This window comes from Agrobacterium sp. MCAB5, assembly GCF_052114365.1.
Lineage (GTDB): Bacteria > Pseudomonadota > Alphaproteobacteria > Rhizobiales > Rhizobiaceae > Agrobacterium > Agrobacterium tumefaciens.
Genome location: NZ_JBFREP010000002.1, coordinates 494,050 through 515,462, shown reverse-complemented (window position 1 = coordinate 515,462; position 21,413 = coordinate 494,050). Strand labels below are relative to the sequence as shown.

Here is a 21,413-nt window from a genome sequence, read left to right as displayed (position 1 = left end):
GAGGGTGTGGCGCCGGCAAAGCCACTGTCCCGCTTAAATTCTGCAAATGTGCCCGCCATCGTTGTTCCTTCGGCGCAGATAGTGTTAGGAAGATCGGCTTAGCTGCGGGAGCGGCGCTGTCCTTCAATAGATAAGCGTTTGCTTCTGCGTCGTTGACAGACCAAGGGTGCCGGAGGGTTCAAGGATGGGCGGGTTGTCGGATTGGCTTGCGGACGCAAAGCCGATCAATCGCAAGAATGCCGCAGAAGTGGTGTTCGAAGATATCCGTTCGGCCATCACCTCTGGTCAGCTCGTGGTCGGAACCCGGCTGCCCTCCGAAGCCCATCTGGCGGAAAGATATGGTGTCAGCCGGCCGATCGTGCGCGAGGCGTTGCGATCTCTCCAGACTCTGGGGTTGACGCAGACGCGCACGGGTAGCGGCACCTATGTAATGACCGCCACACCGCCTGCTGAATTGAGTTACGGAGCATATTCCGCCCGTGACCTGATCGAGGCACGCCCCTTCATTGAGGTGCCGGCGGCCGGTTGGGCGGCGCTACGGCGCACGGATGCCCAACTAGAGACCCTGCTCGAACTCTGCGACAGGATGGAGGCTGAGGAAAGGCCGCATCCGTGGGTGCTGCTGGACGGGCAATTTCATTGCGCCATTGCGGAAGCCTCGTCCAATGCACTGTTTGCCAAGGTTGTGGCCGATGCGCGCGAGGCTCTTTCCCAACAGTCCGAGATGGTCAACCTGATGGCTGGCCGGCGCGTTGCATCGAATTTGGAGCACCGCCGGATCGTCGAGGCGATCCGGCGGGGTTCGTCCCCCGATGCGCGCGAAGCGATGGAGCTTCACCTGGGTCAGGTGAAGCAGGTGGTAACGACCATTATTGGAGAAGATCGGGCTCGACACCCGTAAGCGCGGGTAGGTTGGCGAGGTGGCGGGGGCTCAGTGCCTGATGAAGTTGCTCCTCCGTCAGATAGCCGCGCTCCAGCACCACCTGCGGGACGGTGCGGCCGCTGGCCAGCGCCTCCCTTGCGACGTCAGTTGCTGCATAGTATCCGATCAGCGGGTTAAGCGCGGTTGCGAGACCGATCGATTCCTCCACACGCTGTGCCATGATGGCGGGATTGGCGACGATGCCATCGACACAACGTGCCGCCAAAGTCCGGCAAGCGGCGCTCAGCTGGCTGATGCTCTGGGAAAGGGCACGCACCATGATCGGCTCGAAGGCGTTCAGCTGTAGCTGCCCGGCTTCGGCGGCCATTGTGATGGTGATGTCGTTGCCGATTACCGCATAAGCCACCTGATTGACCATTTCGGGAATGACCGGATTGATCTTGCCCGGCATGATGCTGGACCCCGCCTGAACGGAGGGCAGGGTGATTTCGCCGATGCCGGCGCGCGGGCCGGAAGAGAGCAGGCGAAGGTCGTTGCAGGTTTTTGACAGTTTGACGGCGACACGTTTCAACACGCCGGACAGATGCACAAATGCGCCGGGGTCCTGCGTCGCTTCGATCAGGTCGGCGGCCGTCACCAGCGGGCGTCCGGTCAACCGCGCCAGATGCTGGCAGGCAAGCGCCGCATAACCGCGCGGTGCATTGAGCCCGGTGCCGATGGCGGTGGCGCCGAGATTGATCTCGTGCAGCAGGGCTGCGGATTCGATGAGGCGGGCCTGATCCTCGTCCAGCATCACCACGAAAGTGCGGAACTCCTGACCGAGCGTCATCGGCACGGCATCCTGCAATTGCGTCCGTCCCAGCTTGATGAAGCCGGAAAACTCCTGTGCCTTGCGATCGAACGCGTCTTTCAGCACACCCATCGAAGCCGCGAGATCGTCGATCGCTTCGATCATTCCTACATTGACCGCCGTCGGATAAGCATCGTTGGTGGACTGGCTGAGATTGACGTGGTCGTTGGGGTGAAGGTGGGCATAATCGCCTTTCGCGTGGCCGAGCAGTTCAAGTGCCCGGTTGGCGATGACCTCGTTGGCGTTCATGTTGGTGGAAGTGCCAGCACCGCCCTGAATTTCGTCCACGACGAACTGCTCGTGAAGCGCACCCTCACGAATTTCGCGGCAGGCTCTGACGATTGCTTCCATCCGCTCCTGGTCAAGCAAGCCAAGCTCGTGATTGGCGAGGGCGGCGGCCTCCTTCACATAGGCAAGTCCCCTGACGAGATAGGGGTTGTGGCCGATCGTTACGCCGGTGATCTGAAAGTTCTCCACCGCGCGTGCCGTGTGCACGCCCCAATAAACATCTGCCGGAATTTCCTTCGTTCCGAGCAAATCATGCTCCATGCGCGTCACGCCCACTTTTTCCTCCAATAGCTCAAAGCGTTACCAAAATCTGTAAAGCTGTCTTACAGATTTTTCGACCTTAATCCTTCGCCGTACGAAGGTCAATAATGCTTCGATCCCCTTGACGAACGGCATTCTCTGCAATTATGAGGGCAAAAATCTGTCATGCAGCTTTACAGCGATGCATGAGCTTGCTGGCGCTGTATCCAGCGCCGAGCATGCCAGTTCCAATTTTGATTTCCGGCGTATCGCCGACTGCAAAGCAAATTCATTGGGAGGAGAAATATCAATGAAATCTGTAAAAACGGCACCTGCCGAACGCGAGGTCTTCACGGAAGAAGACCTCGGATACCACAAGGCACTTAAACCGCGTCAGATCCAGATGATCGCGATTGGTGGCGCAATTGGCACCGGGCTGTTCCTGGGCGCCGGTGGACGGCTGGCGCAGGCCGGTCCGGCGCTGGTGTTTGTTTATGCGCTTTGCGGCTTCTTTGCGTTTCTGGTGCTGCGTGCACTTGGCGAACTTATCATGCATCGCCCGAGTTCCGGCTCGTTCGTGTCCTATGCCCGCGAGTTCTATGGCGAGAAGATGGCTTTCTTTGCCGGCTGGATGTATTGGTTGAACTGGGCAATGACCTCGGTGGCCGATGTGACCGCCGTTGCGCTCTATATGAACTTCTTCAAGCACTACGTCCCCTGGCTGGCGGGCATCGACCAATGGGTGTTTGCGTTGACGGCACTTCTGGTTGTGCTGGCGATGAACATGCTGTCGGTGAAGGTTTTTGGCGAGCTTGAGTTCTGGTTCAGCCTGATCAAGGTGCTGGCGCTTGCGATCTTCCTCGTCGTTGGCGTCTATTTCGTCATCTTTGGCACGCCCATTGAAGGGCATGTGACAGGCTTCAGCATTATCACCGACAATGGCGGCTTCTTCCCGAACGGCATTCTTCCTGCCTTCGTCATCATTCAGGGGGTAGTGTTCGCTTACGCCTCGATCGAACTGATCGGCACGGCGGCAGGGGAAACCGAAGACCCTCGCAAAGTCATGCCCCGCGCCATCCGCGCCGTGGTGCTGCGCCTCGTGGTGTTTTATGTCGGCTCGGTATTGCTGTTCACGCTGCTTCTGCCTTATACCGCCTATAAGGCTGGCGAGAGCCCCTTCGTTACCTTCTTCGGTTCCATCGGTGTTCAGGGTGCGGATGTGATCATGAACCTTGTGGTGCTAACCGCCGTGCTGTCTTCGCTCAATGCCGGGCTTTATTCTACCGGCCGTATTCTTCATTCGATGGCGGTCTCTGGATCGGCGCCGGCAGCGCTGGCAAAGATGAACAAGGCCGGCGTGCCCTATGGCGGTATTGCGGTGACCGCCGCCGTCACCGTTCTCGGTGTGGCGCTGAACGCCGTCGTGCCAGCTGCGGCCTTCGAAATTGCACTCAACCTGTCGGCGCTCGGCATCATCTGCGCATGGGCCGTCATCGTGCTCTGCCAGCTCAAACTGTGGCAGCTTTCCAGGCGCGGCGAACTCGCCCGCCCGGATTTCCGCATGTTCGGTGCGCCTTACACTGGCATTCTCACACTCGTCTTCCTGTTCGGCGTGCTGGTGCTGATGGCTTTTGATTACCCTGTCGGCTCGTGGACCATCGCTTCGCTGCTGGTCATCATCCCGGCGCTGGTCATCGGCTGGTATATGCTGCGCGACCGTATCCACCGTCTGGCCGGCGAACGTGCAGGCGCGGGAGCGTCGCATTGAGCGGGCATGGTGAAGCTCCATTGGTGGCGGTCATCGCCACCGGTGGTACCATCGCCAGCAGGCGCGGCGCCGATGGCGCCAGCACACCAAGCCTTTCGGGTGAAGACCTGCTTGCACTGGTTCCGCAAATCAACGCGAGGCTGAAGCCGGTCGATCTGATGGCGAAGGATTCCTCCAGCCTGACATTGGCCGACATGCAGCGCATCAGCGATGCGGTAGGCGTGGAGCTCAATGATCCCGCTGTCACCGGTGTCGTCGTTCTGCATGGAACCGATGCGATGGAAGAATCCTCGCTGCTCGTGCATTTGCAGCATGCCACCACCAAGCCGGTTGTCTTCACCGGCGCACAGTTTACGGCCGACCATCCGAATGCGGACGGGCCGTCCAATCTGGCCGCGGCCATAGAAACGGCGCTTGATCAGACGAATGCCGAACGCGGCGTGCTTTTATCCTTCGGCGGCAGATGTCTGCCGGCATGGGGGCTGTACAAGCTGAGCGCGGATGCGGCGGATGCGTTCCGCTCTGCGCGGCCGGCGGCCCATGCCGCAGCGCTGGAGCTTGCTGCGCCCCTCGCCGATCTGCGGGTTGATATCGTTGCCATTTATCCCGGTTGTGATGCCGCCCATATCGAGGCAAGCCTGCAGGCCGGTGCGGATGGGATCGTGCTTGCCGCACTTGGCTCCGGCAACGCCAATCCGGGCATCGCTGTGGCGGTGAAGCGCTGTGCCGAGCGAGGCGTTCCCGTCGTCGTCTCCAGCAGGGTCCCGGAAGGACTGCTGGTGGCGAGTTACGGCGGTGGCGGCGGTGGTCACGATCTGGTCGCGGCCGGTGCCATCCATTCGTCAACGCTGCGCCCCGGACAGGCGCGTATACTGCTTGCGGCGCTGATTGCCGCCAACAGCCCGGCGGAAAAGATCGTTTCCGCGTTCAAAGACGGCTCGCTCTCTTAAGCATCGGCTGCAATGCCCGCATTGGCGGGCATCGAAATTCCTATGAGATTCCTATTTTATTCCATCTGCCGCCGTCTCGAACCTTTATGCGGTTCGGGTGCATTCTTCTGTGCGGGAAGGGATGGTGTTTCTTCCCAGCCAGAAAGAATGAAAAGCGACGTCCCACATGACGGCGCTTTTCTTCCTGTCCGGCTCCTCGGTTAAAAAAGGAGTCCCATCGATGATGGACGTTATTCTGATCGGTGCAGCCACGGTGTTTTTCGCGCTTTGCTTTGCCTATACGCGCGCCTGCGACCGGCTTTAGGCGGAGGTCGAGATGTTATTCGATTATGTTTTGAGCGGTGCCGTCACCGTCTTTATCGCCGCCTACCTCACCTATGCTCTCATTCGCCCCGAACGCTTCTGATCGGGAAGCGGCGGCTATTGAAAGTTCAATACCATGACCCTCAATGGATGGTTTCAGATCCTGCTTTTCTGCGGGATCGTTGTCGCGCTGGTGAAGCCTCTCGGCTTCTATATGGCGCGAGTCTTCAATGGCGAACGCACCCTGCTTTCGCCGGTTCTCGCACCCGTCGAGCGCGGCCTTTATGCCCTTGCCGGGACAAGCGAGCGCGAAGAACAGCACTGGACGACCTATGCGTTTTCCATGCTCCTCTTCAACCTCTTCGGTTTTGCCCTGCTCTACGCCCTGATGCGCTTTCAGGGTATGTTGCCATATAATCCGGAAGGAATGGCAGCAGTCGGGCCGGAACTGTCTTTCAACACGGCAGTCAGCTTCGTCACCAATACCAACTGGCAGAATTATGGTGGCGAAAGCACCATGTCCTATCTGACCCAGATGGCTGGTTTCACCGTGCAGAACTTTGTTTCTGCCGCGACGGGCATGGCGATTGCAATCGGGCTAATCCGCGCCTTCGCGCGCGCTTCCGGCAAGGCCATCGGCAATTTCTGGGTGGATATGGTGCGCTCGACGCTCTACATCCTGCTGCCTGCCTGTATCGTGCTTACCCTGGTTTACGTATGGCTCGGCGTGCCGCAGACGCTTGGCGCTTATGTCGGTGCCCAGACGCTTGAAGGCGCGCGGCAGACGATCGCAGTCGGCCCGGTAGCGTCGCAGCTGGCGATCAAGATGCTCGGCACCAATGGCGGCGGTTTCTTCAATGCCAATTCCGCGCATCCGTTCGAAAACCCTGATGCCATCTCCAACATGATCCAGATGGTGTCGATCTTCGCGATCGGTGCTGCCTTCACCAACGTCTTCGGCCGTATGGTCGGCAACACCCGTCAGGGCTGGGCAATCCTTGCTGCCATGGGTGTTCTGTTCATCGCCGGTGTTGCAGTGACCTATTGGGCGGAAGCGGCCGGAAATCCGCTTATGCACAGCTTCGGCCTTGCCGGAAGCAACATGGAAGGCAAGGAAGCTCGCTTCGGCGTGGCACTCTCGTCGCTCTTTGCGGTCATCACCACCGCTGCCTCCTGCGGTGCGGTCAACGCCATGCATGGCAGCTTCACGGCGCTCGGTGGTCTCATTCCGCTCATCAACATGCAACTGGGTGAGGTAATCGTCGGCGGCGTTGGCGCGGGTTTCTATGGCATTCTTCTCTTCATCATCATCGCCATTTTCGTGGCGGGGCTGATGGTCGGGCGCACGCCGGAGTATCTCGGCAAGAAGATAGAGGCCAAGGAGATGAAGATGGCGGTTCTGGCCATTCTCTGCCTGCCGCTCGCCATGCTGGTTTTCACAGCCACCGCCACCATCCTGCCCTCGGCGGTCGCGTCGGTCGGCACAGCCGGACCGCACGGGTTCTCCGAGATTCTTTATGCCTATACCTCGGCTGCTGCCAATAACGGCTCTGCCTTCGGCGGCCTCACGGGCAACACGACCTGGTACAACATCACGCTTGGTTTTGGCATGTTGATGGGACGTTTTCTGGTGATCATCCCGGCGTTGGCGATTGCCGGCTCGCTGGTTACCAAAAAGACCGTTCCGGCATCAGCCGGCACCTTCCCCACGGACGGCCCGCTCTTCGTCGGTCTGCTCGTCGGCACGATCGTGGTCGTCGGTGGCCTCACCTTCCTGCCGGCCCTGGCGCTTGGTCCGGTCGTGGAACATCTGGTCATGGCCACCGGCCAGGTATTTTGAGGTGGTGCCATGACGAAGGATACTCCCCGACGTAACCGCACCCTTCCTGTCCGCACTGGCGCTCCTGTTCACGGGAGCGCCGGCCCGGGCGGCTGGTGCGCATCCAATCTCATTCTTGCAATGATGGCGGCTCTGTTCGCCGCCGTCTGCGCTCTCGAAGTTCTCACGGGCTGATCGACCCTCATCGGTCGCCCTGTTTCAAACGCTGGAGTCTCTTCATGAGCCAGTCCAAACAAGCGAGCATCCTTGATTCTCGCATTCTCGTTCCGGCAATTGCCGACGCATTCAAAAAGCTCAATCCGCGCACGCTTGCGCGCAATCCGGTCATGTTTGTCGTGGCAACGGTATCGGTGCTGACTACCGTGCTGTTCGTTCGCGATCTCATCATCGGCAATGCAAATCTCGGCTTTTCCTTCCAGATCAATCTATGGCTTTGGTTCACCGTTCTCTTCGCCAATTTCGCCGAGGCCGTAGCCGAAGGGCGCGGCAAGGCGCAGGCGGATTCGCTGCGGAAAACCCGCACGGAAACCCAGGCGAAACTTCTGACCGGTGATGATCGTAGCCAATACACCATGGTAGCCGGCGCTGGCCTCAAGGTGAACGATGTCGTTCTCGTCGAGGCTGGCGACATCATTCCGTCCGACGGTGAAGTCATCGAAGGTGTTGCCTCAGTCAATGAAGCGGCAATAACGGGCGAATCCGCCCCTGTTATCCGCGAATCCGGCGGCGATCGCTCGGCTGTCACCGGTGGTACGCAGGTGCTGTCGGACTGGATAAGGGTTCGCATCACCGCTGCTGCCGGCTCCACCTTCCTCGACCGGATGATTTCGCTCGTTGAAGGCGCCGAGCGCCAGAAGACGCCGAACGAAATCGCGCTCAACATTCTGCTTGCGGGCATGACGCTCATCTTCGTTCTGGCCACCGCGACCATTCCGAGCTTTGCGGCCTATGCCGGTGGCTCCATCCCGATCATCGTGCTGGTGGCGCTGTTTGTGACGCTCATCCCGACGACCATCGGCGCTCTCTTGTCGGCGATCGGCATTGCCGGCATGGACAGGCTGGTGCGTTTCAACGTGCTTGCCATGTCCGGCCGCGCGGTGGAAGCCGCCGGCGACGTCGACACGCTGCTGCTCGACAAGACCGGCACGATAACGCTCGGCAACCGCCAGGCAACCGAATTCCGCCCCGTCACCGGTGTTTCCGAACAGGAACTGGCCGATGCGGCGCAGCTTGCATCGCTTGCCGACGAAACGCCGGAAGGCCGTTCCATCGTCGTTCTCGCCAAGGAAAAATACGGCATCCGTGCCCGCGACATGCAGAAACTGCACGCCACTTTCGTGCCCTTCACCGCCCAGACCCGCATGAGCGGTGTGGATTTCGAAGGCTCTTCCATTCGCAAGGGGGCTGTCGATGCCGTTCTTTCCTATGTCGATGGCGGTGTTACGCAGCAAGGCAATACGGCGCTTGCCGTTAAAACCGAAACGGATGTAACGCGCGACATCCGCACGATCGCGGAAGAGATAGCCAAGACAGGCGGCACACCGCTTGCCGTCGTGCGCGACGGAAAGCTGCTCGGCGTCGTGCAGCTGAAGGATATCGTCAAGGGCGGCATTCGCGAGCGCTTCGCCGAACTTCGCCGCATGGGCATCCGCACGGTGATGATCACCGGCGACAATCCCATGACGGCCGCTGCCATCGCGGCGGAAGCAGGGGTGGACGATTTCCTCGCCCAGGCGACCCCGGAAAACAAGCTGGAGCTTATCCGCGAGGAACAGGCCAAGGGCAAGCTCGTCGCCATGTGCGGTGACGGCACGAACGATGCGCCCGCACTGGCGCAGGCCGATGTGGGTGTCGCCATGAACACCGGCACGGTCGCAGCGCGCGAGGCTGGCAACATGGTCGATCTCGACAGCGATCCGACCAAGCTCATCGAAATCGTCGAAATCGGCAAGCAATTGCTGATGACGCGCGGCGCGCTAACCACATTCTCCATCGCCAACGACATCGCCAAATATTTCGCCATCATCCCGGCAATGTTCCTGGCCTTCTATCCGCAGCTTGGCGTGCTGAATGTCATGGGTCTTTCGACACCGCAAAGTGCGATCCTGTCTGCCATCATCTTCAACGCGCTCATCATCATCGCGCTCATCCCGCTCTCGCTGAAGGGCGTCAAATACCGCCCGATCGGGGCCGGGGCGCTGCTGTCGCGCAATCTGGTCATCTATGGTCTGGGCGGCATTATCGTGCCCTTCATCGGCATCAAGGCCATTGACCTCGCCATTACGGCGCTTGGTCTCGCCTGAGGAGTATGGAAATGTTGAAACAGCTACGTCCCGCACTGGTGCTGATCCTTGCCACCACCGCAATCACCGGCCTTGCCTATCCTCTTGGAATGACGGGCCTTGCACAGGCTATCTTTCCCTTCCAGGCAAATGGCAGTCTGATCGAGAAGAATGGGACTGTTGTCGGGTCGCAATTGATAGGGCAGGCCTTCACCGGCGAGAAATATTTCCACGGCAGGCCGTCAGCTGCCGGCGACGGCTACAATGCCGCGTCGTCTTCCGGCTCCAACCTGGGACCGACGAGCGCAAAGCTTATCGACCGGGTGAAGCAGGACTACGAGGCTGCTAAAGCCGAAAATTCGGCAGCCGAGGTTCCCATTGATCTGGTGACGGCATCGGGCAGCGGTCTTGACCCGCATGTGTCGCCTGAGGCCGCCTATTTTCAGGTCTCGCGTGTCGCCAAGGCAAGGGGCATGAACGAAGCGTCACTGCGCGCCGTCGTCGACGCCCATGTGGAGGCGCCTGAATTGGGCTTCATGGGCGAGCCCGTTGTAAATGTGCTGGCTCTCAACATGGCTCTTGACGCAGCCGGCTCATGAACTGAAATGGCTATGGCTTCTTTGGAAGCCATAGCTTGTCCACTGGTGAGTTAAATGCCTGACGATAATCGTGATATGCCGAGCAGACCATCGCCGGATGCGCTGCTTGAAAACGCCCGGCGCGAGGCGCGAGGGCGGCTGAAGATTTTTCTGGGCGCAGCTCCCGGTGTCGGCAAGACCTATGAAATGCTGATGTCTGGCCGGGCAAAACTCGCAGATGGTGTCGATACCATTATCGGTGTCGTGGAAACGCATGGCCGCAAGGAAACCGAAACACTTGTGCAGGGTTTCGAGATCATTGCGCGCCGGAACATTGATTATCGCGGCCAGTCGCTGAACGAGATGGATCTCGACGCCATTCTCGCCCGTCGACCGGCGCTGGTTCTGGTCGATGAGCTGGCCCACACCAATGCGGCCGGCAGCCGGCATCCCAAGCGCTATATGGATGTTCAGGAAATTCTCGCGCAGGGCATCGATGTCTATACGACATTGAACATTCAGCATGTGGAAAGCCTGAACGATGTGGTGGCGCAGATCACCCGTATCCGCGTGCGCGAAACGGTGCCGGACAGCATCATTGACCGGGCTGACGATGTTGAGATCATCGATATCACCCCCGACGATCTGATCAAGCGCCTGCAGGACGGCAAGGTCTATATGCCCCGCACCGCGCGGCGCGCCATCGAGAACTATTTTTCGCGCGGCAATCTGACGGCCCTGCGCGAGCTTGCGCTACGGCGCACAGCGCAACGGGTGGACGAGCAATTGCTCAACCACATGCAGTCGCACGCCATCTCCGGGCCGTGGGCTGCGGGAGACCGTGTTCTGGTCTGTCTGGACCACGGCGGCAACGGCCCCGGTCTGGTGCGTTATGCCCGTAGGCAGGCCGATCGCCTGCGCGCGCCGTGGACGGCACTGCATCTGGACACGCCTCGCTCTCAGCAATTGTCGGAGGCGGAGAAGGATCGGCTGGCCGGCACCATGCGGCTCGCGCAGCAGTTGGGCGGCGAGACAGTAACACTGCCGGCGCTCGACCTGACGCACGAAATCATATCCTATGCCAACGCCAATAACTTCACCCACATCATCATCGGCCGTCCCAGAAGGTCGTGGTGGCAGAGAATTCTGCAGCGTTCGCTGACGCATGATTTGATAGACCATGCCGGCGATATCAGCGTGCATGTCATTTCCGGCGACAAAAACGCGGAGAAGCCGGTCCAGACCGTGAAGCCGGCAACGGCTCAATCGCGGTTTTCGATACTGCCCTATCTCAACAGCACCCTGTTTGTCGGACTGGCAATCGTAGCCGGCATCGTACTTGACCAAGCCCTTGATGTTCAAAATCTGGCGCTGGTGTTCCTGATGGCGGTTTTTGCGGCGGCCGTGCGCGGAGGGCTGGGGCCTGGCCTTTATGCTTCCCTGCTTGGTGCCTTTGCGTTCAATTTTTTCTTTCTTGAACCGCGTTATACCCTGACTGTCCGCGATCCCGAAAGCGTTGTGGCGCTGCTGTTCTATCTCGGTGTGGCGCTTGTCGCCTCAAATCTGACTGCGGCGGTGCAGCGGCAGGCCGCAGCTGCACGGATGCGTGCGCGAACCACGGAAGATTTGTACCTTTTTTCCAAAAAACTCGCGGTTACCGGCACGCTGGATGACGTATTGTGGGCAACCGCGTTCCAGATGGCGTCGATGCTGAAAGTCAGGGTCGTCCTGCTTCTGCCCGAAAACAATTCGATCACCGTCAAGGCGGGCTATCCGCCCGATGACACGCTCGTGGATGCGGACATTGCGGCCGCTCACTGGGCCTGGGAACATAACAAGGCTGCAGGCCGGGGCGCCGATACGCTCCCGGGTGCCAAACGCCTTTATCTGCCGCTGCGCACCGGCAGCGGCGCCGTCGGGGTGGTGGGGCTGGACGACGACCGGCTTGGCCCGCTTTTCACACCTGAGCAGCAGCGGCTTTTCGATGCGCTGGCGGATCAGGCGGCACTTGCCATCGAGCGCATCCAGCTGGTTTCGGATGTCGATCGGGCAAGGCTTGCGGCGGAAACCGACCGGCTGCGCACCGCGCTTTTGACCTCCATCTCCCACGACCTGAAAACGCCGCTCGCCGCCATTCTGGGTTCCGCCGGAACGCTGAAGGATTTCGCCGACGACATTCCGCTCGAGGCGCGCACCGAACTGCTTCTAACCATCGTCGAGGAATCCGAACGGCTGAACCGCTTCATTTCCAACCTGCTCGATATGACGAGGATCGGTTCGGGCGCGATGGAGCCGAATTACGGATTGCACTTTGTTGGCGATATGGTCGGAACAGCGCTTTCACGCGCGGCGAAAATAATTGTCAGGCACGAGATCGTTCTGGACATTCCCTCCGATCTGCCGATGCTGAAGGTCGATCCGGTGCTTTTTGAGCAGGTTCTGTTCAATCTGATCGACAATGCCGCCAAATACGCGCCCGAACAAACCCTAATCCAGATTCGCGGGTGGCGGCAGGGCAGACATGTCTTCCTGTCCGTTGCCGACGAGGGGCCGGGTATTCCCCCTGATGATACCGAGCGGGTGTTCGACAGTTTCTACCGTGTGCGCAAGGCGGACCATGTGCAGGCCGGGACCGGCCTCGGGCTCTCCATCTGCAAGGGGTTTATCGAGGCCATGGGTGGATCTATCCGCGCTGAAAACAGATCAGGTCGCACGGGCGCGCAATTTACCATAAGCCTGCCCGTTCCCGCCGAAGTGCCGGTGCTGAATCATGACTAGGGCTGAAGGAGATCGGCAATGACCAATTCCGCCGTTCGCATTCTGATCGTCGACGATGAACCGCCGATCCGCAAACTTTTGCGGGTCGGTCTCTCGACGCAGGACTATGCGGTCAGCGAGGCGATGAATGCCCGCGTCGCGATGGAGTTGATGAACGAGGACAAGCCCGATCTCGTGGTCCTTGATCTCGGTCTTCCGGATATGTCGGGACACGAGCTTCTGGAGAAATGGCGGGGCGAGGGACTTTCCCTACCCGTCATCATTCTTTCCAGCCGCACTGACGAGGCGGGTATCGTCAAGGCACTGGAGCTGGGTGCCGACGATTACATCACCAAGCCTTTCGGCATGAACGAGCTTGTTGCCCGCATTCGTGTCGCCCTGCGCCATCGCCTTCAGAGCCAGGGTGAGAGACCGGTGTTTCATACCGGCGATCTTTCGGTCGATCTCGTCAGACGCATCGTCAAGGTGGAGGACCGGGAGGTGAAACTCTCGCCCAAGGAATATGATATTCTGCGGGTCCTGGTCCAGCATGCGGGCAAGGTGCTGACGCACCGTTTCCTGCTGGAGCATGTGTGGGACGAGTTGACCGACGTGCAATATTTGCGCGTTTACGTACGCCAGCTTCGCCAGAAGATCGAAAAAATTCCGGATCAGCCGCGCTATATCCTTACGGAAACTGGTGTCGGCTACCGGCTGCAGGAGGTTTGAGGGCGCCGTTAAGAAACGGCGCCCCCGAATGTTTTGTCAGACGGCGGCGCAGATCGACAGGAATTCGTCGACATCAGCCTCGGTCGTTGCGAAGCTGGTGACCATGCGGATCAGCACCTCGTCCTTTCCGACCTTTTCCGGCATATCGCGGGGCACCAGCCAGTCGTAGAACTTCGCGCCTTTCTCCGTTGCCGCTTCAGCGGCGGCTTTCGGCAGAATGGCGAAAACCTCGTTTGCAGTGGTTGGCCATGCCAGACGGGCACTGTTAAGCGAGGCGAAGCCGGCCCGCAGCCGATTGGCCATGGCATTGGCGTGGCTTGCGAGACCCAACCAGAGATCGTCCTGCAGATAGGCTTCGAATTGTGCGGCGATGAAGCGCGACTTCGAAAAAAGCTGGGCGGTGCGCTTGCGCAGGAAGGCGAAGTCTTTGGCGAGCGCGGGGTCGAAAAACACGATCGCTTCCGCGCACCAGCAGCCGTTTTTCGTGCCACCGAAAGAGAGCACATCAACGCCGCGTTTCCAGGTCATTTCGGCGGGCGTGGTGCCGAGTGCGGCAAGCGCATTGGCAAAGCGCGCGCCGTCCATATGCAGCGGCAGGCCGTTCTCCTTGGCGATTTTGGCAATCGCGTCGATTTCATCGAGCGTATAGACAGTACCGGCCTCGGTTGCCTGTGTCATCGTAACCGCTGCGGCGCGTCCGTGATGAACGGCGTCCTGCGGATAGCGCGAAATGCGCTCGATCAGATTTTCCGGCAGCATTTTGCCGTTCGGTCCCTCGACGGCAACCATGCGCATGCCGGAGAAGAAATCCGGCGCTCCACATTCATCCTCGATCACATGGGCTTCGGAATGACAGAAGGTCAGGCCGCCGGGGCGGGCAATGCTTGCCAGCGAAAGAGAATTGGCCGCCGTACCTGTGGCGACGAAAAACACCGCCACTTCGCGTTCGAATATTTCATTGAAGCGCTTTTCTATGGAAAGGTCGAGGGCGCTGGTGCCATAGGCAGCCGCAAATCGGGTGGATTCCCGCGAAAGGCGCTCGTTGATGGCAGGGTGGGCGCCGGCCCAGTTGTCTGAGGCAAAAAACATCTCTGAAAGCTTTCCGATGGCTGTTGTGCTGGTGTTGGGAATGCGTTGACGATGATCCGCAAAGTTCTAGGACCTAACCTCGCGGTTGGCAAATCCGGCAATGAAAGCAACGGCCCGAAGCGTTTTGTGACAAGAAAGTTTCGCGCAATGGGTCAGTATCGAAACTTCGCTGCAAATCGGCACTGCGACTAATTGGATTCGCACCCTTGCTAAACCCGCGGGTTTCTGCCAAAATTCTCTCGAATTGAGACAGCTTTGCTGTCCTAAATTTGGTCGAGCCGGATTGAATGCGGATTTTTCGGAAAGCGAAATTCGTGTCGAGCCGGATCTTCGCATGAAACCATGCAAGTAATTTTGCAGGAGGGACGAAAATGACAAACAAGCTGCAGGCAGACAACGTCGCCGCAACCCTGACCACAGACTGTCCCACCGCGGCTGCGGCCGCACCCGTTTCTGCGAAGGGGCGTTTCGCGGGCGGCCTGCCGGAAAAGCAGGGTCTTTACGATCCGCGCAATGAGCACGATGCCTGCGGCGTCGGCTTTGTTGCCCATATGAAGGGTCAGAAGTCGCACCAGATCGTCAAGGACGGCCTGTTCATTCTTGAAAACCTGACACATCGCGGTGCTGTCGGCGCTGATCCGCTGATGGGCGATGGTGCGGGCATTCTCGTGCAGATCCCCGACCGCTTTTTCCGCGAGGAAATGGCGAGCCAGGGTGTGACGCTGCCGAAAGCTGGCGAATATGCCGTTGGCCACATCTTCATGCCGCGCGATCCGTCCCGTATCGATCACTACAAGAAGGTCATTGTCGACGTGATCGGCGAGGAGGGACAGCAGTTCCTCGGCTTCCGCGACGTGCCAGTCGACAATTCTTCCCTTTCCAAGGCACCCGATATCGCTGGCACCGAACCGCACCATGTTCAGGTTTTCATCGGCGCCGGCCGCGATGCGGCGACCAATCATGACTTCGAGCGCAAGCTGTTCCTGATCCGCAAGGTTCTCTCCAACCGCATCTACGACGAGGGCGGCGGCAAGGAAACGCAGGATTTCTATCCCGTCTCGCTGTCCTCCTCCACCATCGTCTACAAGGGCATGTTCCTCGCCTATCAGGTTGGGGCCTATTACAAGGATCTGGCGGACCCGCGTTTCGAATCCGCGGTTGCGCTGGTGCACCAGCGTTTCTCCACCAACACCTTCCCGTCCTGGAAGCTCGCGCATCCCTATCGCATGGTCGCCCATAACGGCGAGATCAACACGCTGCGCGGCAACGTCAACTGGATGGCGGCGCGTCAGGCGTCTGTTTCGTCGGCGCTGTTCGGTGACGATATCTCCAAGCTCTGGCCGATTTCCTATGAAGGCCAGTCGGACACCGCCTGCTTCGACAACGCGCTCGAATTCCTCGTGCGCGGCGGTTACTCCATGGCCCATGCCGTGATGATGCTGATCCCGGAAGCCTGGTCGGGCAACTTGTCCATGTCGGCTGAACGCAAGGCTTTCTACGAATATCATGCCGCGCTTATGGAGCCGTGGGACGGCCCGGCCGCCGTTGCCTTCACCGATGGCAAGCAGATCGGCGCAACCCTCGACCGTAACGGTTTGCGCCCGGCGCGCTATCTCGTCACCGACGACGACCGCGTCATCATGGCGTCGGAAGCCGGCACGCTGCCGGTTCCGGAAGAACGCATCATCAAGAAGTGGCGTTTGCAGCCCGGCAAGATGCTGCTGATCGACATGGAAAAGGGCTCGATCATTTCCGACGAGGACGTGAAGCACGAGCTTGCTGCCAAGCACCCCTATCGCACCTGGCTAGACCGCACCCAGCTCATTCTTGAGGATCTGAAGCCGGTGGAGCCACGGGCGCTGCGGCGTGACGTGTCGTTGCTCGATCGCCAGCAGGCCTTCGGTTACACCAGCGAAGATACCAAGCTCCTGATGTCGCCGATGGCAACAACGGGCCAGGAAGCCATCGGCTCGATGGGTACCGATACGCCGATTTCGGCCATGTCGGACAAGTCCAAGCTGCTTTACACCTATTTCAAGCAGAACTTCGCGCAGGTGACCAACCCGCCGATCGATCCGATCCGCGAAGAACTGGTGATGAGCCTCGTTTCGTTCATTGGCCCACGCCCGAACCTTCTCGATCACGAGGGTGCGGCCCGTGCCAAGCGTCTGGAAGTGCGCCAGCCGATCCTCACCAATGGCGATCTGGAAAAGATCCGCTCCATCGGCCACACCGAAGACCGTTTCGATACCAAGACGCTCGACTTCACCTATGATGTGGAGCGCGGCGCCGAAGGCATGCCTGACATGCTCGACCGCCTGTGCGAGCGGGCTGAATCCGCTGTTCGCGGTGGTTACAACATCATCGTTCTGTCCGACCGCCAGCTCGGCCCGGACCGGATTGCGATCCCCGCGCTGCTGGCGACGGCTGCTGTGCATCACCACCTGATCCGCAAGGGTCTGCGCACCTCGGTCGGCCTCGTCGTTGAAACCGGCGAACCGCGCGAAATCCATCATTTCTGTCTGCTCGCTGGCTATGGCGCGGAGGCGATCAACCCCTACCTCGCCTTCGACACGCTGCTCGACATGCACAAGCACGGCGCCTTCCCGAAGGAAGTGTCGGACGACGAAGTCGTCTATCGCTACATCAAGGCGGTGGGTAAGGGCATCCTCAAGGTCATGTCCAAGATGGGCATTTCCACCTACCAGTCCTATTGCGGCGCGCAGATTTTCGACGCCATCGGCCTGTCGTCGGAATTCGTCGAGAAGTATTTCTTCGGCACCGCCACCTCCATCGAGGGCGTGGGTCTGACCGAGATCGCCGAAGAAACCGTAACGCGCCACACGGCGGCTTTCGGCAAGGATCCGATCCTTGCCAACACGCTCGATATCGGCGGCGAATATGCCTATCGCATGCGCGGCGAAAGCCACGCCTGGACGCCGGATGCCGTCGCCTCGCTGCAACACGCCGTGCGCGGCAACAGCCAGGAGCGCTACCGTGAATTTGCCGACATGGTGAATGAGACGGCGCTGCGCATGAACACCATTCGCGGCCTGTTCAAGGTCAAATCGGCGGAAGCGCTCGGCCGCAAGCCGGTTTCCATCGACGACGTCGAACCGGCGGTCGATATCGTCAAGCGCTTCTCGACTGGCGCCATGTCCTTCGGCTCGATCAGCCGCGAGGCGCATACCACGCTTGCGATTGCGATGAACCGCATCGGCGGCAAGTCCAACACCGGCGAAGGCGGCGAAGAATCCGACCGTTACATGCCGCTTCTGAACGGCAAGCCGAACCCCGAGCGTTCCGCCATCAAGCAGATCGCATCCGGCCGCTTTGGTGTTACGACGGAATATCTCGTCAATGCCGACATGTTGCAGATCAAGGTCGCGCAGGGTGCCAAGCCCGGCGAAGGCGGCCAGCTGCCCGGCCACAAGGTGGATGCCACGGTTGCAAAAACCCGTCACTCCACGCCGGGCGTCGGCCTCATTTCGCCGCCGCCACACCACGATATCTACTCCATCGAAGATCTGGCGCAGCTGATCTACGACCTGAAGAACGTCAACCCGGAAGCAGATGTTTCTGTGAAGCTCGTGTCGGAAGTGGGCGTTGGCACGGTTGCGGCGGGTGTCGCCAAGGCGCGCGCCGACCATATCACCATCGCCGGTTTCGATGGCGGCACCGGTGCTTCGCCGCTGACGTCGCTGAAGCATGCCGGTTCGCCTTGGGAAATCGGCCTTGCCGAAACCCAGCAGACGCTGGTGCTGAACGGCCTTCGTTCGCGCATCGCGCTGCAGGTGGATGGTGGTCTGAAGACCGGCCGCGACGTCATCATCGGCGCGCTGCTTGGTGCGGATGAATTCGGCTTTGCCACCGCGCCGCTGATTGCTGCGGGCTGCATCATGATGCGCAAGTGCCATCTGAACACCTGCCCCGTCGGCGTCGCAACGCAGGACCCGGTTCTGCGCAAGCGCTTCAAGGGCACGCCGGAACACGTCATCAACTACTTCTTCTTCGTGGCTGAAGAAGTGCGCGAAATACTCGCCTCGCTTGGCGTTACCAAGCTGGACGAGATCATCGGCGCTTCCGAACTTCTCGAAAAGGATGAGATGCTGGCGCACTGGAAGGCCAAGGGTCTGGATTTCAGCCGCATCTTCCACAAGGTAGAGGCTCCCAAGGAGGCAACTTTCTGGACCGAGCGTCAGAAGCACCCGATCGACGATATTCTCGATCGCAAGCTGATCGAGAAGTCGCTACCGTCGCTGGAAAACCGCGAGCCTGTCGTTTTCGAAGTGCCGATCAAGAACGTCGACCGTTCCGCCGGTGCCATGCTGTCAGGCGCGCTTGCCAAGCGCTGGGGCCATAAGGGTCTGAAGGACGATACGATCCACGTGACGCTGCGCGGCACGGCTGGTCAGTCCTTCGGCGCGTTTCTCGCTCGCGGCATCACCTTCGATCTGGTGGGTGACGGCAACGACTATGTCGGCAAGGGTCTTTCGGGTGGCCGCATCATCGTGCGCCCGCCGGAAAACACCCGTATCGTCGCTGAAAACTCGATCATTGTCGGCAACACCGTTCTTTACGGCGCCATCACCGGCGAGTGCTATTTCCGTGGTGTTGCGGGTGAGCGCTTTGCAGTGCGCAACTCCGGCGCGGTCGCGGTTGTCGAAGGTGTCGGCGACCACGGTTGCGAATATATGACGGGCGGTATTGTCGTGGTGCTCGGCGAGACGGGCCGCAACTTCGCGGCCGGCATGTCCGGTGGCGTGGCTTACGTTCTCGACGAGAAGGGCGATTTCGCCACCCGCTGCAACATGGCCATGGTCGAGCTGGAGCCGGTTCCGGAAGAGGACGACATGCTCGAGAAGCTGCACCATCACGGTGGCGACCTCATGCACAAGGGACGCGTTGACGTATCCGAGGACATGACGCGTCACGACGAGGAGCGGCTCTACCAGCTGATTTCCAATCACTTCCACTACACCAACTCTGCACGCGCCAAGGATATACTCGACCGCTGGAGCGAGTTCCGTCCGAAATTCCGCAAGGTCATGCCGGTCGAATACCGTCGTGCGCTTGAGGAAATGGAGCGCATGCGTATGGGCGTCGCGGCGGAATAATCCGCCGCGTGGGGATACTACACCAACTGGTCTCGCTGATGATCGCGGTCGCCGTTCCCATGGTGATCTATTGGACAAGCGGCGAGACCGGATTTGAATTCATCGTATTGGGGGCGGCTTTCGGTTTCGCTTACTGGTACTGGGGCCTAACAGGCGCTCCGCTTTGATGTGAGGACATAAACGTGGGCAAGGTTACAGGTTTTCTTGAGATCGACCGGCAGGTGGGCAAGTATCAGCCCGCATCGGACCGTATCCGCCATTTCCGCGAATTCACCATTCCGATGTCGGATGCCGAGGTGCAGAAGCAGGCGGCGCGCTGCATGGATTGCGGCATTCCCTACTGTCACGGCCCGACGGGCTGTCCCGTGCACAACCAGATCCCCGACTGGAACGATCTGGTTTATAACAACAATTGGGAAGAGGCGATCCGCAACCTCCATTCCACCAACAACTTCCCGGAATTCACCGGCCGCGTCTGTCCGGCACCCTGCGAGGAAGCCTGCACGCTGAACCTCGAGGATGCACCGGTCGCCATCAAGACCGTGGAGCAGGCGATTGCCGACAAGGCCTACGAGCTGGGCTTTATCGTGCCGAAGCCGGCGACGATCCACACCGGCAAGAAGGTCGCCATCATCGGTTCCGGTCCTTCCGGCATGGCGGCAGCGCAGCAGCTTGGCCGCGCCGGTCATGAGGTCCACGTTTACGAGCGTGAATCAAAGCCCGGCGGTTTGCTGCGTTACGGTATTCCGGATTTCAAGATGGAGAAGAACTTCATCGACCGCCGTGTCGAGCAGATCAAGGGTGAAGGTGTTACCTTCCATTGCGGCGTCAACGTCGGCGTGGATGTAACGGTCGAAGCGCTTCTGGCTGATCACGATGCGGTTCTTTATTGCGGCGGTTCGGAAACTCCGCGCCCGGCTGGCATCGGTGGCGCCGATTTCAATGGCGTTTACGACGCCATGCCCTATCTCGTGCAGCAGAACCGCCGCGTTGGCCGCGAAAACATCGACAGCATCGGCTGGCCGGCCGATCCGATCCTCGCCGGCGGCAAGCATGTCGTCGTCGTCGGCGGTGGCGATACGGCGTCTGACTGCGTCGGCACGGCCTTCCGTCAGGGTGCGGTTAAAGTCACCCAGCTCGATATCCGCCCGATGCCGCCGGAAAAGGAAGACAAGCTTGCCGTATGGCCCTTCTGGGCAACGAAAATGCGCACCTCTTCTTCGCAGGCAGAAGGTGCCGTTCGCGAGTTCCAGGTTGCCACGCTTGAATTCGTCGGTGAAGACGGCGTTTTGACGGGTGTGAAGTGCTGTCAGGTGGACGACCGGCGCAAGCCCATTGCCGGTACGGAATTTATCATCAAGGCTGATCTCGCCTTCATCGCCATCGGTTTTTCCGGTCCTTTCACCGATAGCGTGCTGAAGGAAATGGATGGCAAGCTGTCGCTCAACACCGATCGTCGCGGCTCCACCAACGTGATCGCCAACGAAACGGACTACAAGACCTCGGTCGACAAGCTGTGGGCGGCGGGCGACGTTCGCCGTGGCCAGTCGCTGGTGGTCTGGGCAATCCGCGAAGGCCGTCAGGCCGCACGTGCGATCGACGAAGAGCTGATGGGCGCAACCGTCCTTCCGCGCTGAGCGAGTTGACGCGGCGCAAGCCGTCGTAACGAAAACAAAAAGGCCTGTTGTGTTTCACAACAGGCCTTTCGGTTGACTGGAGAACCGAAACGCGATGGAGGT

The 21,413-nt window shown here is 59.9% G+C and carries 16 protein-coding genes; 14 read left to right on the top strand and 2 right to left on the bottom strand.

What is annotated here, in order from left to right; all coding sequences use genetic code 11:
• Window positions 1–184: 184 nt before the first annotated feature.
• Complete coding sequence (locus tag AB4Z23_RS07125) at window positions 185–901, top strand: FadR/GntR family transcriptional regulator (protein ID WP_019564936.1); 717 nt, start codon at window positions 185–187, stop codon at window positions 899–901.
• Here AB4Z23_RS07125 and AB4Z23_RS07120 read toward each other — a convergent pair.
• The gene (locus AB4Z23_RS07120) at window positions 870–2,282 is read right to left on the bottom strand and encodes an aspartate ammonia-lyase (RefSeq protein ID WP_035199700.1); all 1,413 of its coding nucleotides are present in this window, start codon (window positions 2,280–2,282) and stop codon (window positions 870–872) included. The genes AB4Z23_RS07125 and AB4Z23_RS07120 overlap by 32 nt on opposite strands.
• A gap of 289 nt (window positions 2,283–2,571) precedes the next feature.
• Here AB4Z23_RS07120 and AB4Z23_RS07115 point away from each other — a divergent pair, with 289 nt between their 5' ends.
• The 10 genes from AB4Z23_RS07115 to AB4Z23_RS07070 all read left to right on the top strand — a co-directional run bounded on the left by AB4Z23_RS07115 (window position 2,572) and on the right by AB4Z23_RS07070 (window position 13,468).
• The gene (locus AB4Z23_RS07115) at window positions 2,572–4,029 is read left to right on the top strand and encodes an amino acid permease (RefSeq protein WP_019564934.1); all 1,458 of its coding nucleotides are present in this window, start codon (window positions 2,572–2,574) and stop codon (window positions 4,027–4,029) included.
• Complete coding sequence (locus AB4Z23_RS07110) at window positions 4,026–4,979, top strand: asparaginase (protein WP_035199697.1); 954 nt, start codon at window positions 4,026–4,028, stop codon at window positions 4,977–4,979. The genes AB4Z23_RS07115 and AB4Z23_RS07110 overlap by 4 nt, the downstream gene beginning before the upstream one ends.
• A 166-nt stretch (window positions 4,980–5,145) precedes the next feature.
• Window positions 5,146–5,283, top strand: a complete 138-nt coding sequence (locus AB4Z23_RS07105) for a hypothetical protein (protein ID WP_003497749.1) — start codon at window positions 5,146–5,148, stop codon at window positions 5,281–5,283.
• Between the two features lie 12 nt (window positions 5,284–5,295).
• A complete protein-coding gene (kdpF, locus tag AB4Z23_RS07100; RefSeq protein ID WP_003511473.1) occupies window positions 5,296–5,385 on the top strand; it encodes a K(+)-transporting ATPase subunit F in 90 nt (29 codons plus the stop codon).
• A gap of 33 nt (window positions 5,386–5,418) precedes the next feature.
• Window positions 5,419–7,122, top strand: a complete 1,704-nt coding sequence (gene kdpA, locus AB4Z23_RS07095; protein WP_035199696.1) for a potassium-transporting ATPase subunit KdpA — start codon at window positions 5,419–5,421, stop codon at window positions 7,120–7,122.
• Window positions 7,123–7,131: 9 nt separating this feature from the next.
• Entirely contained in the window at window positions 7,132–7,296 is a 165-nt protein-coding gene (locus tag AB4Z23_RS07090; RefSeq protein ID WP_162995269.1) for a hypothetical protein, read from the top strand.
• Between the two features lie 44 nt (window positions 7,297–7,340).
• Window positions 7,341–9,425, top strand: a complete 2,085-nt coding sequence (gene kdpB / locus AB4Z23_RS07085) for a potassium-transporting ATPase subunit KdpB (protein WP_035199695.1) — start codon at window positions 7,341–7,343, stop codon at window positions 9,423–9,425.
• Between the two features lie 11 nt (window positions 9,426–9,436).
• The gene (kdpC, locus tag AB4Z23_RS07080; RefSeq protein WP_025595364.1) at window positions 9,437–10,003 is read left to right on the top strand and encodes a potassium-transporting ATPase subunit KdpC; all 567 of its coding nucleotides are present in this window, start codon (window positions 9,437–9,439) and stop codon (window positions 10,001–10,003) included.
• Window positions 10,004–10,057: 54 nt separating this feature from the next.
• Window positions 10,058–12,760 carry a sensor histidine kinase gene (locus tag AB4Z23_RS07075; RefSeq protein ID WP_019564930.1) on the top strand — a complete coding sequence of 901 codons (2,703 nt, stop codon included), beginning with the start codon at window positions 10,058–10,060 and terminating at the stop codon, window positions 12,758–12,760.
• Between the two features lie 18 nt (window positions 12,761–12,778).
• Window positions 12,779–13,468, top strand: coding sequence for a response regulator transcription factor (locus tag AB4Z23_RS07070; RefSeq protein ID WP_003511468.1), 690 nt, complete (start codon window positions 12,779–12,781; stop codon window positions 13,466–13,468).
• Window positions 13,469–13,504: 36 nt separating this feature from the next.
• On the opposite strand, the gene AB4Z23_RS07065 is transcribed toward AB4Z23_RS07070, so the two are convergent.
• Complete coding sequence (locus AB4Z23_RS07065; RefSeq protein ID WP_019564929.1) at window positions 13,505–14,557, bottom strand: threonine aldolase family protein; 1,053 nt, start codon at window positions 14,555–14,557, stop codon at window positions 13,505–13,507.
• 371 nt (window positions 14,558–14,928) lie between these two features.
• Between AB4Z23_RS07065 and gltB the strand changes: the two genes are divergently transcribed.
• From gltB to AB4Z23_RS07050, 3 genes are read left to right on the top strand one after another with little or no spacing between them, the layout of a single operon-like run.
• The gene (gltB, locus tag AB4Z23_RS07060) at window positions 14,929–19,674 is read left to right on the top strand and encodes a glutamate synthase large subunit (protein WP_003511466.1); all 4,746 of its coding nucleotides are present in this window, start codon (window positions 14,929–14,931) and stop codon (window positions 19,672–19,674) included.
• An 8-nt stretch (window positions 19,675–19,682) separates the two neighbouring features.
• Window positions 19,683–19,841, top strand: coding sequence for a hypothetical protein (locus AB4Z23_RS07055; RefSeq protein ID WP_158006613.1), 159 nt, complete (start codon window positions 19,683–19,685; stop codon window positions 19,839–19,841).
• 15 nt (window positions 19,842–19,856) lie between these two features.
• A complete protein-coding gene (locus tag AB4Z23_RS07050) occupies window positions 19,857–21,311 on the top strand; it encodes a glutamate synthase subunit beta (RefSeq protein ID WP_003511464.1) in 1,455 nt (484 codons plus the stop codon).
• Window positions 21,312–21,413: the final 102 nt, after the last annotated feature.

What these genes read in the sequence shown, in the direction of transcription:
- kdpF (WP_003511473.1), top strand. Translation starts at nt 5,296, where the DNA reads ATGTTATTCGATTATGTTTTGAGCGGTGCCGTCACCGTCTTTATCGCC.
- AB4Z23_RS07070 (WP_003511468.1), top strand. Translation starts at nt 12,779, where the DNA reads ATGACCAATTCCGCCGTTCGCATTCTGATCGTCGACGATGAACCGCCG.
- AB4Z23_RS07125 (WP_019564936.1), top strand. Translation starts at nt 185, where the DNA reads ATGGGCGGGTTGTCGGATTGGCTTGCGGACGCAAAGCCGATCAATCGC.
- kdpB (WP_035199695.1), top strand. Translation starts at nt 7,341, where the DNA reads ATGAGCCAGTCCAAACAAGCGAGCATCCTTGATTCTCGCATTCTCGTT.
- AB4Z23_RS07075 (WP_019564930.1), top strand. Translation starts at nt 10,058, where the DNA reads ATGCCTGACGATAATCGTGATATGCCGAGCAGACCATCGCCGGATGCG.
- kdpA (WP_035199696.1), top strand. Translation starts at nt 5,419, where the DNA reads ATGACCCTCAATGGATGGTTTCAGATCCTGCTTTTCTGCGGGATCGTT.
- AB4Z23_RS07065 (WP_019564929.1), bottom strand. Translation starts at nt 14,557, where the DNA reads ATGTTTTTTGCCTCAGACAACTGGGCCGGCGCCCACCCTGCCATCAAC.
- AB4Z23_RS07120 (WP_035199700.1), bottom strand. Translation starts at nt 2,282, where the DNA reads ATGGAGCATGATTTGCTCGGAACGAAGGAAATTCCGGCAGATGTTTAT.
- kdpC (WP_025595364.1), top strand. Translation starts at nt 9,437, where the DNA reads ATGTTGAAACAGCTACGTCCCGCACTGGTGCTGATCCTTGCCACCACC.
- AB4Z23_RS07090 (WP_162995269.1), top strand. Translation starts at nt 7,132, where the DNA reads ATGACGAAGGATACTCCCCGACGTAACCGCACCCTTCCTGTCCGCACT.
- AB4Z23_RS07105 (WP_003497749.1), top strand. Translation starts at nt 5,146, where the DNA reads ATGACGGCGCTTTTCTTCCTGTCCGGCTCCTCGGTTAAAAAAGGAGTC.
- AB4Z23_RS07115 (WP_019564934.1), top strand. Translation starts at nt 2,572, where the DNA reads ATGAAATCTGTAAAAACGGCACCTGCCGAACGCGAGGTCTTCACGGAA.
- gltB (WP_003511466.1), top strand. Translation starts at nt 14,929, where the DNA reads ATGACAAACAAGCTGCAGGCAGACAACGTCGCCGCAACCCTGACCACA.